Origin of the sequence: Streptomyces sp. NPDC052036 (assembly GCF_040680495.1) — a bacterium.
Lineage (GTDB): Bacteria > Actinomycetota > Actinomycetes > Streptomycetales > Streptomycetaceae > Streptomyces.
Genome location: NZ_JBFAWW010000001.1, coordinates 676,982 through 690,125 on the forward strand (window position 1 = coordinate 676,982; position 13,144 = coordinate 690,125).

The 13,144-nt window shown below is 68.3% G+C and carries 11 protein-coding genes and 1 pseudogene; 7 read left to right on the top strand and 5 right to left on the bottom strand.

Features of this window, described 5'->3' with window-relative positions; all coding sequences use genetic code 11:
* Window positions 1-4: 4 nt before the first annotated feature.
* Window positions 5-604 (bottom strand): thymidine kinase, encoded by a 600-nt coding sequence (locus tag AB0L95_RS03200; protein ID WP_365156503.1) that lies wholly within the window; start codon window positions 602-604, stop codon window positions 5-7.
* Window positions 605-737: 133 nt separating this feature from the next.
* Between AB0L95_RS03200 and AB0L95_RS03205 the strand changes: the two genes are divergently transcribed.
* Both AB0L95_RS03205 and AB0L95_RS03210 read left to right on the top strand, forming a co-directional pair.
* The gene (locus AB0L95_RS03205) at window positions 738-959 is read left to right on the top strand and encodes a hypothetical protein (protein ID WP_365155978.1); all 222 of its coding nucleotides are present in this window, start codon (window positions 738-740) and stop codon (window positions 957-959) included.
* Between the two features lie 751 nt (window positions 960-1,710).
* Window positions 1,711-2,121 (top strand): hypothetical protein, encoded by a 411-nt coding sequence (locus AB0L95_RS03210; protein ID WP_365155981.1) that lies wholly within the window; start codon window positions 1,711-1,713, stop codon window positions 2,119-2,121.
* Between the two features lie 689 nt (window positions 2,122-2,810).
* Here AB0L95_RS03210 and AB0L95_RS03215 read toward each other — a convergent pair.
* Complete coding sequence (locus AB0L95_RS03215; protein ID WP_365155984.1) at window positions 2,811-4,475, bottom strand: alkaline phosphatase family protein; 1,665 nt, start codon at window positions 4,473-4,475, stop codon at window positions 2,811-2,813.
* A gap of 1,045 nt (window positions 4,476-5,520) precedes the next feature.
* On the opposite strand from AB0L95_RS03215, the gene AB0L95_RS03220 reads away from it, so the two are divergent.
* A complete protein-coding gene (locus AB0L95_RS03220) occupies window positions 5,521-6,255 on the top strand; it encodes a dienelactone hydrolase family protein (protein WP_365155987.1) in 735 nt (244 codons plus the stop codon).
* Between the two features lie 70 nt (window positions 6,256-6,325).
* Here the strand turns inward: AB0L95_RS03220 and AB0L95_RS03225 are convergent.
* From AB0L95_RS03225 to AB0L95_RS03235, 3 genes are all read right to left on the bottom strand, one after another.
* Window positions 6,326-7,200 (bottom strand): IS5 family transposase gene (locus AB0L95_RS03225; RefSeq protein WP_365155990.1). Its coding sequence is split into 2 segments (ribosomal slippage): window positions 6,326-6,853 and window positions 6,856-7,200, totalling 873 coding nucleotides; the frame shifts between segments, so codons are not numbered across the junction.
* 282 nt (window positions 7,201-7,482) lie between these two features.
* A complete protein-coding gene (locus tag AB0L95_RS03230) occupies window positions 7,483-8,169 on the bottom strand; it encodes an SDR family oxidoreductase (RefSeq protein WP_365155993.1) in 687 nt (228 codons plus the stop codon).
* Window positions 8,170-8,878: 709 nt separating this feature from the next.
* Window positions 8,879-9,046, bottom strand: coding sequence for a 6-carboxytetrahydropterin synthase (locus AB0L95_RS03235; protein WP_365156506.1), 168 nt, complete (start codon window positions 9,044-9,046; stop codon window positions 8,879-8,881).
* A 210-nt stretch (window positions 9,047-9,256) separates the two neighbouring features.
* Between AB0L95_RS03235 and AB0L95_RS03240 the strand changes: the two genes are divergently transcribed.
* From AB0L95_RS03240 to AB0L95_RS03255, 4 genes and pseudogenes are all read left to right on the top strand, one after another.
* Window positions 9,257-10,465 carry an ISAs1 family transposase gene (locus tag AB0L95_RS03240; RefSeq protein ID WP_365155996.1) on the top strand — a complete coding sequence of 403 codons (1,209 nt, stop codon included), beginning with the start codon at window positions 9,257-9,259 and terminating at the stop codon, window positions 10,463-10,465.
* Window positions 10,466-10,480: 15 nt separating this feature from the next.
* Window positions 10,481-11,617, top strand: a pseudogene (locus tag AB0L95_RS03245) (replication initiator); the annotation flags it as partial.
* Window positions 11,614-11,802 (top strand): helix-turn-helix domain-containing protein, encoded by a 189-nt coding sequence (locus AB0L95_RS03250; RefSeq protein WP_365155999.1) that lies wholly within the window; start codon window positions 11,614-11,616, stop codon window positions 11,800-11,802. The pseudogene AB0L95_RS03245 and the gene AB0L95_RS03250, both read left to right, overlap by 4 nt.
* Window positions 11,802-13,067: a tyrosine-type recombinase/integrase gene (locus tag AB0L95_RS03255; protein ID WP_365156002.1), complete on the top strand. Its 1,266-nt coding sequence runs from the start codon at window positions 11,802-11,804 to the stop codon at window positions 13,065-13,067. The genes AB0L95_RS03250 and AB0L95_RS03255 overlap by 1 nt, the downstream gene beginning before the upstream one ends.
* Window positions 13,068-13,144 lie beyond the last annotated feature (77 nt).

The window sequence follows — 13,144 nt, forward strand, 5'->3', positions numbered from 1 at the left end:
GTCGTCAGGTGGACGACACCGGCAGGACGTCCGGGGAGAGGGCTGCGGCGCGGGCCGTGGCCGCCGTCATACGGCGCCGGTGGTGACGGCGGCACAGCACCTCGTAGCCGACCTCGTCCGCGGACTGGTTGACGTCGCCCACGACCACCTGGGCGCCCTCGACCACCATCGCGCCCCCGATCGTGCGGGCATTGTGGGTGGCACGGGCGCCACACCAGCACAGGGCCTCCACCTGAAGGACCTCGACCCGGTCGGCCAGCTCCACGAGGCGCTGCGAGCCGGGGAAGAGCTTGCTACGGAAGTCGGTGGTGATGCCGAAGGCGTAGACGTCGAGGCCGAGGTCGTCGACCGCACGGGCCAGCTGGTCGATCTGTTCCGGCGCCAGGAACTGGGCCTCGTCCGCGATCACGTAGTCGGCGCGGCCGCCCTGCGAGAGATGGTCGACCAGATAGGCGTAGAGGTCCTGCCCGTCGGCGACCTCCGCCGCGTCCGTGACCAGGCCGAGGCGTGAGGACAGCTTGCCCTCGCCCGCCCGGTCGTTCCGCGTGAAGATCACGCCCTGCAGACCCCGCGCGGAGCGGTTGTGCTCGATCTGGAGAGCCAGTGTCCTTTTGCTTGGCCATTCGCCAACTCCCGCAAGGCCGTATCTCTGGGTGTTCCTGGTTGCCCGCAACTCCGTCGACGGACAACTCCGCTGCCCTCCTGCCGGCGGGAGACCGAGACGCCAAGATCGTCACTTGGGTGAGGACACAGCGGATCGTCCAGCCCGCCGCGGCCAGGCCAACGCCGGCTCCACGATCGCGCAGGCCACCATCGGTGCCGCAGCACCGCGCCTCGGCGGCGTTGGCGCCAAGACGGGCACCGCGCAGGAAGGCGACCACACCAACGGCCGACTGACCGCCTACAACTCCCGCATCATGGTCGAGGGCGGCAGCTCCGGCGTGGACTCCGCCGGGTAGGTCGTCCGTCAGTTGCTGACCGGTTGACTCGCCGTCAGTCCGAGCCGTCGGACCGGGCCAAGCCCACACCGGCACCGATGGCACTTGCCCACCGCAGTCGCGAGCGCGGCACTCCTCGTCGGGCCGCAGGGCGCCCGGGATGCGAATTCGTTGATGCCCAGCACGTCGGTGTCGCAGGCCCGTTCGGGCCACGCACGGGGCAAGCGTCGAAGTGCGTACGAGCTCATTGGGGGACGGCTAGCGGATGCCGACCCGGGTCTGACTGCCTCGCCAACGCCGTGGAGGCACTGGCCACCCTAGCCCCGACCCTGGCCTCCAGGCCGCGAAGACTGCTTCCACCAAGCGTCCCAGAATCACGACGACACCCTGCCACCGATCGACCGGATCGCCGCGGACCGCAACGGGTCCCCCAAACAGAGGCCCCCCGTCGTTACTGAAGCCATTGGGCCGTTCGAAGGAGTTGAGGCAGCGAGACAGCCAAGAGTGTCACGGACCATCAGCTGCATTTCCTTCCTGCTCTCAGCGTGATTCCAAGTTGGGACAGGGCCGGCGCCAGGCCCCCTCCCCAGCATCAATGGCCCATACAAGGGAGAGTTACGGATATATCCGCGCTTTGTAACGCGAATCCTTTCCTCGGTCTGGTGTCGTCGTGGAGGGCCACAGTGTGGGCCTCGGCACCGAGCCGGGAATTTCGGATAGCACGCCGGGCCCCGACCAGGGTCGGTGTGCACGAACGTGAGGTGACAGATTCATGTCTGTTTCTCGTACGACGGTCCGCCTGATCGCCACCTGTGTGGCTTCGGGCGCACTCGTCGGCGCGGCCGCCATGCCGGCCCTGGCCGCCGGAGCCGGCCATGACCGCGTCAACGGAAGGGGTTACTCGCACAGCCACAGGAGCGACCACGACCACGACGGCCACTTCGGCGACCGGGACTGGGGCTGGGACCGGGGCCACCATGACCGGGACCGGGACCGCGGCTGGCACCACGGCTGGGACCGGGACCGCGGCTGGCACCACGGCTGGGACCAGGACCGGGACCGCGACCGGGGCTGGCACCACGGCTGGGACCAGGACCGGGGCTGGGACCGGGACCGCGACCGGGGTGAGCACCACGGCTGGGACCGGGACCGGGATCACGACCGCCTCCTCGGCCACCGCTAGCCCACCTGCTGTGACGCGGAGGCTCACATCCTCTGCCATCCGTCGTCATAGCCGGCACGGCCGCTACACCCAGCCGGAGGGCCGAAGACCGTTCCTTGCAGTCTTCGGCCCTCCGGCCACGTATCGCACCGTGCGGTCGTTGCCCGGGTACCGCACCGCCAACGTTCAGTAGCGGCGGGCCTTTCAGGGAAGTAGCGCGACGATATGGCCGTCAGCGACCGATCCGTGTAGAGCTACGACAACTGATCTGACAACCGTGGCGGGAACGGCAAGAGCAGAGTCCCTGCCGCTCAGGTCCAGGCGAGTGATGGGACCAGGATCAGGCATCGGTCGATGAGTGGCGGGCAGCTGACGAGTGATCGCCCCTGGGCCGTCTCTGGGCCGTCCGAGGCCGCTCAACAGTGGCCAAGGACGACCAATGACGACCACCAGGCACTCGGGAACACCGCCCTTGAGCAGGGAAAACGCAAGTCACCAAGATCGCCGACAAGACCCGGAGCAAGAAGAAGGAAGCAGTACCGAAGAAGCCCCATACCTGCGGTTTCAACCTAGGCAGGGATTTCCAGCGGGCTCGGGCTTGCCGGCAGGCCGTGGCACATCAGCACTTGACGCCCTCGAATGAGCACGGGTAGGCCGCACGCCCGTTCTGCGTGCGGCCCACCCGCGCCGGGGTCACGGGCTGCCGAGGGTCAACGGACCGGCAGGACCTGGGTGTGGTCCTTCTGGACGGCCTGCAGGTTATGGGGGTTCAGGCCCAGGAGGGACAGGATCGTCGGAGCGATCTGGGTGGTCTCGACCTGAGCAGACTTGGCCACGCCCGCAGGGGTGCCTGCGCCGGAGATGACGAGCGGGACGTTCAGGTCATCGGCGTGGGCTCCGCCGTGTTCGGCGATCTTCTTGGTGCCGCCCGTGTAGACCACGCCATACTTGGCGATGCCGAACAGGTCCGGGACCCGGGCGTCACCAGGCTTGACGCCGAAGTAGGCGGCCGCCTCCTTGCCCGCGTAGACCCTGCTGAGCCCGCCGTTCGTGAAGGACTTGGTGGGCTTGCCGTTGATGTCGGTGCCCGTGCCGCTCTGCGACAGCAGGTACTGCTTGGCGAACGAGGTGGCCTCGGCGGAGCGGTCGTTCAGCCACAGCAACATGCCGTCGTCGTCCACGGAGTGCGCGACGAGATCGCCGGCGCCTGGGTGCTTCTTCTTCCAGGCGGCATTGAGCCCGTCGAGCAGCGGACCGTCGTCAACGCGGGTCAGGGCCTTGGGGTCGGTGGGCGACTGGCCGTGCTTGGCGGACAGAACGATGTCCGTGCTGGCGGCCAGGCCCTTGGCCTGGATCTCCTTGACTATCGCGCCGACCTCGGTGTTGACGTAGTCGAGGTTCTTCTGCAACAGCGGGCCGGGGAGACCCTTGGAGGCGTAGCCGCCCTTGAGGCCCTCGGAGGAGGGCAGCTTCTGCGCGGTGGAGACCGACTGGAAGTTCATGCCGAAGATCGCCGGGGTGCCGACCTTGTGACTGCCGCTGTGGTCGTAGCCGTCGATTTCGTTGAGGACGGCCTTGACCTTGTAGCTGTCGTACTGCTCGGTCGCCTTGTTGTCGGTGGTCCAGTCGTTCCCGGCCGGGTAGCCGTTGGCGTCGCTGTTGATCTCCGGGGAGAACTGGTCCTGGATGCCCGTGCCCGAAGGGCCGTTGAGGATGTCGTAGGCGATGTGCTTGTCCGACCAGGCGGTGCGCAGGCCGGCCTTGCGGGCCACGTTGAAGACGGTGTTCACCTGCAGGTACGAGTGCGGGTAGACCGGCTTGCAGGTCGTGGGGTCGACGGGCAGCTTGCTCGGGTCGAGCAGGCTCTGCGGCCGGCCAGTCATTTGGAGGATGCTGCCGGGCAGGTTCTTCAGGCCCTGGCCGGCATCGAGGGAGGCCTTGTTCTTGTCCATGTCTTCGGTCATGTCCACCTCGGCGCCGGGCTTGACGCCCTTGCAGTTGGTGGTGCCGGCCGGGAGCAAGGCGTGGTTGTACACGTCGTCGTAGTAGATGCCGGTGGTACCCGGGCCGCCGCCGGTGACCTGGGCGGTCATGCCGGGGAAGGAGTCCGAGGGGGTGGTGGTGTGCGCGTTGGTGTAGTGCACGCCGCCGTTCACCAGCCGAGCCAGCGCGGAGCCGGGGTGGCGGGCGAGGTACCAGGTCAGATCCGACTGGTGCAGACCGTCAACGGACAGCAGGAGGACGTGCTTGGCCGCTGCGGGCTTCTGCGGCGCGGCGGAGGAGCCGGTGAGCTCCGACGCCGCGGCGAGCGAGCCTCCGGCGAGGGTCATGGCGACACCGAGGGCGGCGGCCAGGCGTATGGATCGGCGGGTCACAACTAACTCCAGTTGCTACTGATGACGCGGGCAGCGATGCGGGACATGAGTAACCGCCGGTTCTGTCCCGGCAACGGCCGGAATGTGAACATTTGATAAACCCGCCGTATTTACCCCTCCACGTAAGACCGTGGGTCCGTGGCGCCGGAGCGACGGAAGTGAAGCAGGCACTGGCCTCGACCAGCCTGCACGAGGTCTCGACCGAAGACATTGAGAAGACGTTGAGAAGACGTTGAGCAGGGCGGGCAGCGACCACGTCAGCGCAGGCGCAACGGAGCCGTCGGCACGCTCGGACGGCGAAGAGGGACCGCATGCCCGGGGTGCGCGGCGTCGCCTCCCGCCGGCTGATCAGCGTCCGGCAGCTGGCACCGTGATCCGGGTGAGGGCATCTTGACGAGCCGTAGGCGGACGTACCAGATCATCTGCTACGTGGTTGGCGGGCGCATAAGGGGGCTGAGTACATCAGGGTCATACCGCGGGTCTGAGGCTGAGTCCCTTCAACCGGCCATCTCAGTTTCCGTCTCTTTCACCGCCGTTCGGGGCCTTTCACGACGCGTCGGCCACGTTGCTCGGAACTCAGACGAGTCCGGCATGTACGCAGGTGAACGGCAGCGGCCGCAGCCCTGTGAACAACCAACGGACTTGGAAGGCGTGTTGGGGGCAACCACGAGTTCGAACCTCGTATCCTCGTGCGGGCACTAGGGCGTGTTTCAGAAATGCGGTGAGGACCGTGCAGTCGCAAGCTCGGTATTGGTGTCACGGGCAGCGCATTGACGGGGTTCAGGATGCGAGGCGTTGGCCGAGATCATTCTCGCGAGCTGCGCTGTGGACTGGGGGTGCTGGCGTCGGCTTTGTTCGGTGGACTAGGTTGTGGGGGTGACTACCGGGACGGCATTGCGCCACACACGGATCGGTGACCCGGTGCTCTTCTGAGCGCCGTACGGGCCAGTGCGGGCCCGCTGTTCGATCGAGGATCTTGCGCTGCTGCGCGGGCTCCACCTCCGTCGTGTTGATCACAGGACACATCAACACGACAGGAGAGTTCATGCCCACCAAGATGCTGCAGATTCCCACCGCGGACGGCCAGGCCGATGCCTTCGCCGCCTTCCCTGACGACGGCGAGCGGCACCCAGGGGTGCTGATGTACGCGGACGGCTTCGGCATCCGGCCCGTGCTGCGGGAGATGGCCCGCGAACTGGCCGACCACGGGTACTACGTGCTCGTCCCCAACTTCCTCTACCGGCACGGCCCAGCACCTGTGGTCGAACTTCCCGAGCACATCGGAGAAGAGGCCCGGACCGCGGTCATGGGTCGGCTGATGCCCCTGATTGAGGCGCACACCATCGAACGGACCCTGCGCGACGCCGACGCCTACCTCAGATTCCTCACCACCCAGCCCGAGGCCAGCGCCGGACCCGTCGCGGTGACCGGCTACTGCATAGGTGGCCTCCTGGCGGTGCGCACCGCCGCGGCCCACCCCGGCCAGGTGGCCGCCATCGCCGGATTCCATGCTCCAGTGGGCGCCGCCGGGCCCGACAGCCTGCGCCGCCTCACCGCCCAGGTCCACTTCGGCCACGCCGAAACCGACCTGACGCCCGAGGCCCTCGCCGAACTCAACCAGGCCCTGGACGCCGCGGGTGTCGACTACACCTCTGAGATCTACCCCGACACCGTCCACGGCTTCACTATGGCCGACACCGACGCTTTCAACCCCGCCGCACTGCAGCTTCACTGGGACCACCTGCTCCCCCTCCTCGGCCGCACTCTGGCCGAGTGTTGAGGCTCTGGTCCGGAATCCGAACCTGAAGTGCACGGCTCCGCAGTCCTGGGGCGTGTTGCGAGAGTACTGGTCACAGCCACTCATTGATGGCCGCGACCAGCACGGTTGCTTCGTAGCGGACAGCAAGCTTGTCGTATCTCGTGGCGACCGCGCGGTGGCGTTTGAGACGATTGATCCCGCACTCCACCGCGTGGCGCTCTTTGTAGTCGGCCGGGTCGAACTTCGGCGGACGCCCACCGCGAGAACCACGCTTCTTACGGTTGGCGATCTGATCGCGCTTCTCCGGGATGGTGCAGCGGATCCCGCGGTGGCGCAGGTAGCCGCGGTTCGCTCGGGAGCCGTACGCCTTGTCCGCGCGGAACTTGTCCGGCCGGGTGCGCGGCCGTCCCGACCCGAGCCGGGGCACGCGGATGCGGCCGAGGACGACCTGGAACTGCGGGGAGTCTCCACGCTGCCCGGCTGTGATCACAAGCGACATCGGTTTCTGGGCCTGCTCGACCGCCAGGTGCAGTTTGGTGGTCAGCCCGCCCCGCGAGCGTCCGAGCCCGTGGTCGTCAGGCTCGGTGAACACCCCGCCGGGCGGCTCGACCTGGAGATCCCCCTTTTGCGGGCGCCGGCCGCGTGCTGGTGGGCGCGGGCGATGGTGGAGTCCACCGAGACGTCCCAGGTGATCAGACCCTTTGCATCGGCCCGGGCCTGGAGCTGTTCGAGGATGCGGTGCCAGGTGCCGTCGCGCTGCCAGCGGCGGAAAAGTCCGTACACCGTCCCCCACGGCCCATAGCGTTCCGGCAGGTCCCGCCACGGTATGCCGGTCCGAGTACGAAACCGTATCCCGTTGATCAACTGCCGTTTGGTGTGCACTGGCGGGCGTCCGGACTTGATGCCCTTCGGCAACAGCGGCTCCAGCACCGCCCACTGAACTTCTGTCAGATCTCCCCGAGCCACGGGACGTGATCATCGCACGGCCTTGATCCACTTCTGAAACACGCCCTAATTCCTGATAGACCCAGTGAGCGCCCTTACACCGTCGGGCAGGGGGTCGTGTAATGGATCCAGTGCTCACGCCCGAACGCTCCCGGGCGGGCACGCCATCCCATCAGCAGTCCGGCCTCCCGGCCGACCAGCAGGGGCACGGTCTGACACCAGAGCTCGGACGGCTCAGGTGATGGCAGTGCTCACCTGCTGGCGGCCACTCACCGAGTCTCACTCACGACCCGATGAGTCCCATTAGGTGACGCGCAGTCCGCCGTCGACGAAGAGGTCCTGGGCGTTGACGCCGGTGTTGCGGAGGAGGAAGTCGGTGGCGTCGGCGACTTCCGCCATCGTCACCAAGCGCCCGATGGGAGTACGCGGTACGTGTGGGTGGTCGGGCATGTCGCGCCACCTCGGGCTGTCGCCCACCACGCCGGGATGGATCGAGTTCACACGATGAGGGGCGATCTCCAGTGCGAGAGTCTTCACCAGTCCGGTGACACCCGAGTTGATAGCGGTCACGATGGTGGAGCCGGGGTAGGGGCGTTCTTTGGCCAGGCCGCCAAAGAGTACGACCGACGCCGTAGGGGTGAACCGGTCACGCAGTACTCGCACGATCTCGGTGTACCCCACCAGCTTGACGGTCACGGCCTCGACGGCCTTGGCGATGTCGAAATCCGCGAGAGTGTTGAATCCCTCTGGGACACCGGTGATCACCAGGTTGTCAACGTCTCCTACATCGACAAGCGCTCCCGCGATGGTCTCCGGCCGCGACAGGTCAATGGCCAGGCCCCGGACCGCGCCGGCGATCTCGGCGGCCACAGCGTCCGCGCGCGCCCTGGTGCGGCTGGTGAGGATGACAGCGTCGCCACGGTCGGCGAAACGCTGTGCCAGAACACGCCCCAGGGCGCCGCTGCCTCCGACAATGATCGAGGTGGTCACGGGCCAGGGGTCCCTTCCGATAGACAAAGAGCCAGTCAGGGATCCTATGCGGCCTGGTATGGACGGTGCGGGCGCAGCCGGAATGGTCCACCCGGACGGCCGAGCACCTGTACCGCCGAGCGACAGCTCCAACCAAATAGCGGGCAACCGGAACAGACAGCTCGTTCGGTTCGGCTCGCAGGAGCGGGCTTTGGGACCGAAAGAGTGCCTTCGGTGCACTGTGCCTCCATCCCGGACAGCAGTTGACCTTGCTGCGGTCCAGGCCGCCCGGCGACGGCCGGAACCGCAACCGAGTGCCGCGCCAACGGTCGGCGAGGCGAGGGCTGCCACGGCGGAGGCGGCCACCCCCGGACCTCCAGTGGTGAAGAGGCAGGGCACCGGCGGCACGAGCGCGACGATCTCGAACAGGAGCAGCGACCTGACGGCGGCGGCCACAGGCGAAGCGACCTTCTCGACGCTGACGCCGAACAGGATGCGCAGCACCGTCGCCCGGGAGTGTGGCGGAGCTGTACGGAGACAGGGCCATCGAGTTCCGCCGATTGCGCGTCGATGGGCTGGCTTCTCCATCCCGACCGCCGAAACCGCGATGCCGAAGACGATGACGAAGTAGGAGTACCCGATGGAGTAGACGGCGCCCCGGGGCCGCCGGCCCGCCGGGACCCGTTCCAGCCGAGTCAGGACCGCAACCAGTCAGAGATGCAGCGACGTTTCATTGCTCCGGCCGATACTCAGCCCACGTCTTGGGCGTCTCGGAGACCCTGACCGCGGTCAACTCCGGAAGGCGATCGACCCAGAGGTCGAAGATCCACACGGCCGGACATCCCGCTGAGGGTGAGATACCAGGGACCCGCGGCGGGAGTGCGGGACCGTTTGATATCTGGTGCGGCGATCACACAGCGTGCGATGCGGTGAGCGTGGCGTCGTGTCGGCAGGGCGGTTGCAAGTTCCGGGGGCGTGCGGCTGGTCGGGTTGTGACCGGTTGGGGTGCATAACAGGGCAGGCACGGGCTTCGTGATCATTGTGGTGTCTAAGCCCGATGATCACGAGGTGGCCCGTGCCTGCCGCTGTATCTTCTCCCATTCCCGCCGTGCTGGTGAAGCTGGGGCCGCTGGATGCCGGTCGGATCACTGACCTGCGCCTCTACTTCGACTCGGTGCCCGACCCGCGCTCCCGGCGGGGCCGGTGGTACTCGCTGACCGCGATCCTGCTGGTGTGTGCCTGCGCGGTCGTCTCGGGAGCGAGGAGCATCGACGAACTCGCCGAGTGGGGCCAGCGTGCCCCGAACACACTCCTGGCAGTGATCGGGATCCGGCGCCACCTGCTCAGATGGCGGCGCACTCCGTCGCCGACCACGATCGGCCGTGTGCTGGGGGCTGTTGACGGTGACGCCCTGGACCGGGCGGTGGGCGCCTACCTGGCCGACCGGCACCGCGCCGCCACCGAGCCCGCCCAGGCACCGTCGCCCTCCGCGTCTGGGCGGCCGCGCGTGATCGCTGTCGACGGCAAAGCACTCAAGGGATCAGCCCGTCTCACTGCGACGCGCCGGCATCTGCTCTCCGCGGTCACGCACGGCACCGTCGTGACCCTCGCTCAGGTGGAGGTCGGCGCGAAGACGAACGAAACCACACACTTCCGTCCGCTGCTGGCACCGCTGGACCTGGCCGGCGCCGTTGTCACCTTCGACGCCCTGCATTCGGTCAAGGCGAACATCTCCTGGCTGGTCGAGGCCAAGAAGGCCCACTACATCGCCGTGATCAAGACCAACCAGCCGACCGCCCACAGCCAGCTCGCGGCCCTGCCGTGGCGGGACATCGCCGTCCAGCACACCGTCTCCGCCACCGGGCACGGCAGGCGCGAGTCCCGCTCGATCAAGACCTGCGCCGTCGCGGACGAACTCGGCGGGATCGCCTTTCCCTACGCCCGTCTGGCCATCCGCGTCCACCGCCGGCGCAAGCAGTCCGGCAAGCGCGAGACCCGTGAGAGTGTCTACGCCGTCACCAGCCTCGACGCCCACCAGGCCGGCCCCGCCGACCTGGCCGCCGCGATCCGCGGACATTGGGGAGTGGAGAACTCCTCGCACCACATCAGGGATGTCACCTTCGCCGAGGACGCCTCCACCGTCCACGCCGGGACCGCACCGCGGGCCATGGCGACCCTCCGCAACCTCGCTATCGGCGTGCTGAAAATCCTCGGAGCCGACAACATCGCCAGGACCACCCGGGCGATCCGCGACGAACCCCAACGAGCACTCCCCATCCTGGGCATCACCAACGATCCGGACGCCTACGGAACTTGATCAAGCCCTGTCACTACTTACGACTACGCGGGCGCGGTGCTGTGGAACGCCCACGCACCGGCCCTGTGGGCACGCTTCACCACCCACCTGCGCCGCGAGATCTCCAAGGCCGCCGGCCTCACCCAGCGGGCTCTACGCGATCACGCCACCCTCTCCTACGCCAAGGTCGCCGAGTACCAGAAGCGGGGCCAGGTCCACTTCCACGCCGTCATCCGCCTCGACGGACCCACCGGCCCCGGCAGCACGCCGCCCACCTGGGCCACCGCCCAGCTCCTCGACCACGCCGTCCGCGCCGCCGCCGCACGCACCCGCGTCCACCACGACGGCGAACCGCCGGAGCAACCGCAGCCCACCGGGGACATCTCCACGTCCGCGCCCCAAAACTCAGATCAGGCCGGACGTTTGGTGTTCCGGTTCGGGCGGCAGATCGACGTCCGGGCAATCCGCGGCACCGACTTCACTGAAGGTGGCCCGGTCACCGACCGGCACGTCGCCGCCTACATCGCCAAGTACGCCACCAAGGGAGCCGAGACCACCACCGGCACCCTCGACCGCCGCCTCCGCCGCCTCGCCGAACTGGCCCAGTACGACATCACCGACCACACCCGCCGCCTGATCCACACCGCCTGGCACCTTGCCACCAACCGCCGACACGCCCACCTGCGCCTGCGCGAATGGGCCCACATGCTCGGCTTCCGAGGCCACTTCTCCACCCGCACCCGCCACTACTCCACCACCCTCGCCCACCTCCGAGCCGAACGCACCGCCTGGCGAACCGGCCGACCCGACCCCCAGACCCCAGCCCCAGCGTCGGCTCAGACGCAGGCCGGTCAAAAGGACGGCAGCTCGGTCGGTGACCGCACCGAACACCCCACTGACCTGGCCCCCGGTCACCGCAACATCGCCAGTCAGCGCGTGGACTCGGACACCACGCTGGTCATCTCGCACTGGCAGTACGCCGGGACCGGTCTCCTGCCCGAACTCGCCCACCTCGCCGACCTCCTGACCGCGACGCGGCAGACCCGACCCGAGCAACCGACCCGCGCCCGGCGAATGGAGCACCTCGGTGACCGCGCCGGTCACTCAGAAGGTCAGCCGGTCGGTCTTGCCGCCGAGTCGCTGACCGGCGCCGTCCGGGCGGGGGTCGCGTGACCGCCGACACCGAACTTCTCACCGTCCCCGAGGTCATGGCCTACCTGAAGGTCGGCCGGTCCACCGTCTACGACCTCATCCGCACCCGGCAGCTCGCCTCCCTCACCGTCGGCCGCGCCCGCCGTATCCCCGACTGCGCCCTGACCGACTACATCCACCGCCACCTCGAACAGGAAGCCGCCTGATGGCCACACCGCGAAACACCCGGAAGTCCCGCGCCAACGGCGAAGGCACCATCTACCAGCGCAAGGACGGCCGCTGGGAGGCCGCCGGCTACATCTTGATGACCGACGGAACCCGCAAGCGCACCCGCGTCTACGGCGCCACCCGCCGCGAGGCCGCCAACAAGCTCACTGAATGCATGGCCGCCAGCAGCCGCGGACTCCCTGCCCCGGCGGCCGACTGCACCGTGGCCGTCTACCTCACGCACTGGCTGGACAACGTCGCCGTCCACCGGCTGCGGGAGAACACCCACACCCGCTACCGCACGGCCGTCCGCCTCTACATAACCCCGCCGCTCGGTAAGAAGAAGCTCAGCCAGCTCACCGCCAAGGACGTCCGTGCCTTCCTGGACCAGCTCCGCACCCGCTGCCAGTGCTGCACACGCGACCTCGACACCGCCCAGCGGTGCTGCTCTGTCGGCGAGTGCTGCGGCAAGCGCCTCTCCCCGCTTACCGTGGCCTACGTGCACTCCGTGCTCAAGTCGGCTCTGCAGCACGCTGTCCGCGAGGACGAACTGCCGCGCAACGTGGCCCGGAACGTCGCAACCGGTGCCGTCAGGCCCCGGCGCGTGGAGCCGCTGACCGCCGGTGAGGCCCGACAGTTCCTCCACGCAGCCGCAGACCATCGCCTCCAGGCTCTGTTCGAACTCGCCCTGCGCACCGGGCTCCGCAAGGGCGAACTCCTCGGCCAGCGTTGGGACGACCTCGACCTGGAGAACGGCACGGCCAGCATCCGCCGTACCCTCCAGCGCACCAGCAGCCGGGGCCTGACCACCCTGCCCACCAAGACCGCCAACTCCGAGCGCCGCATCGCCCTGCCCACCGAGTGCATCCGCTCACTGGACCGACACCGCGCGCGGCAGCAGCAGGAGCAGGCCGTTGCCGGGAACGCCTGGCCCGACAGCGGCTACGTCTTCGCCACGCCCACCGGCCAGCCGATCGACCCCAGCAACCTCAGCCGGGTCTTCACCGCGCTGTGCCGCCATGCTGGGCTCCGCCGCATCCGGTTTCACGACCTCAGGCACTCGGCGGCGACCCTCCTCCTGGAACAGGGCGTCGAGCTCGTCGTGATCAAGGAACTCCTCGGCCACGCCCATATCGGCGTGACGGCTGCCGTCTACGCCCACGTCCGCCCACGTCTCCAGCGGCAAGCCATCGACACTCTCAGCACCGTCCTCCGTCAGGACGCCGACCCCGACGACCTGCCCCTCACCGGAGCACCCCGCTGATCCACCCCAGAGACGCCGGAGCCCCCCACGAGAACCTCGTGGGGGGCTCCGGCGTCCAACCGCGTTGCCGTCAGCGT

What these genes read in the sequence shown, in the direction of transcription:
- AB0L95_RS03255 (WP_365156002.1), top strand. Translation starts at nt 11,802, where the DNA reads ATGGCCACACCGCGAAACACCCGGAAGTCCCGCGCCAACGGCGAAGGC.
- AB0L95_RS03210 (WP_365155981.1), top strand. Translation starts at nt 1,711, where the DNA reads ATGTCTGTTTCTCGTACGACGGTCCGCCTGATCGCCACCTGTGTGGCT.
- AB0L95_RS03220 (WP_365155987.1), top strand. Translation starts at nt 5,521, where the DNA reads ATGCCCACCAAGATGCTGCAGATTCCCACCGCGGACGGCCAGGCCGAT.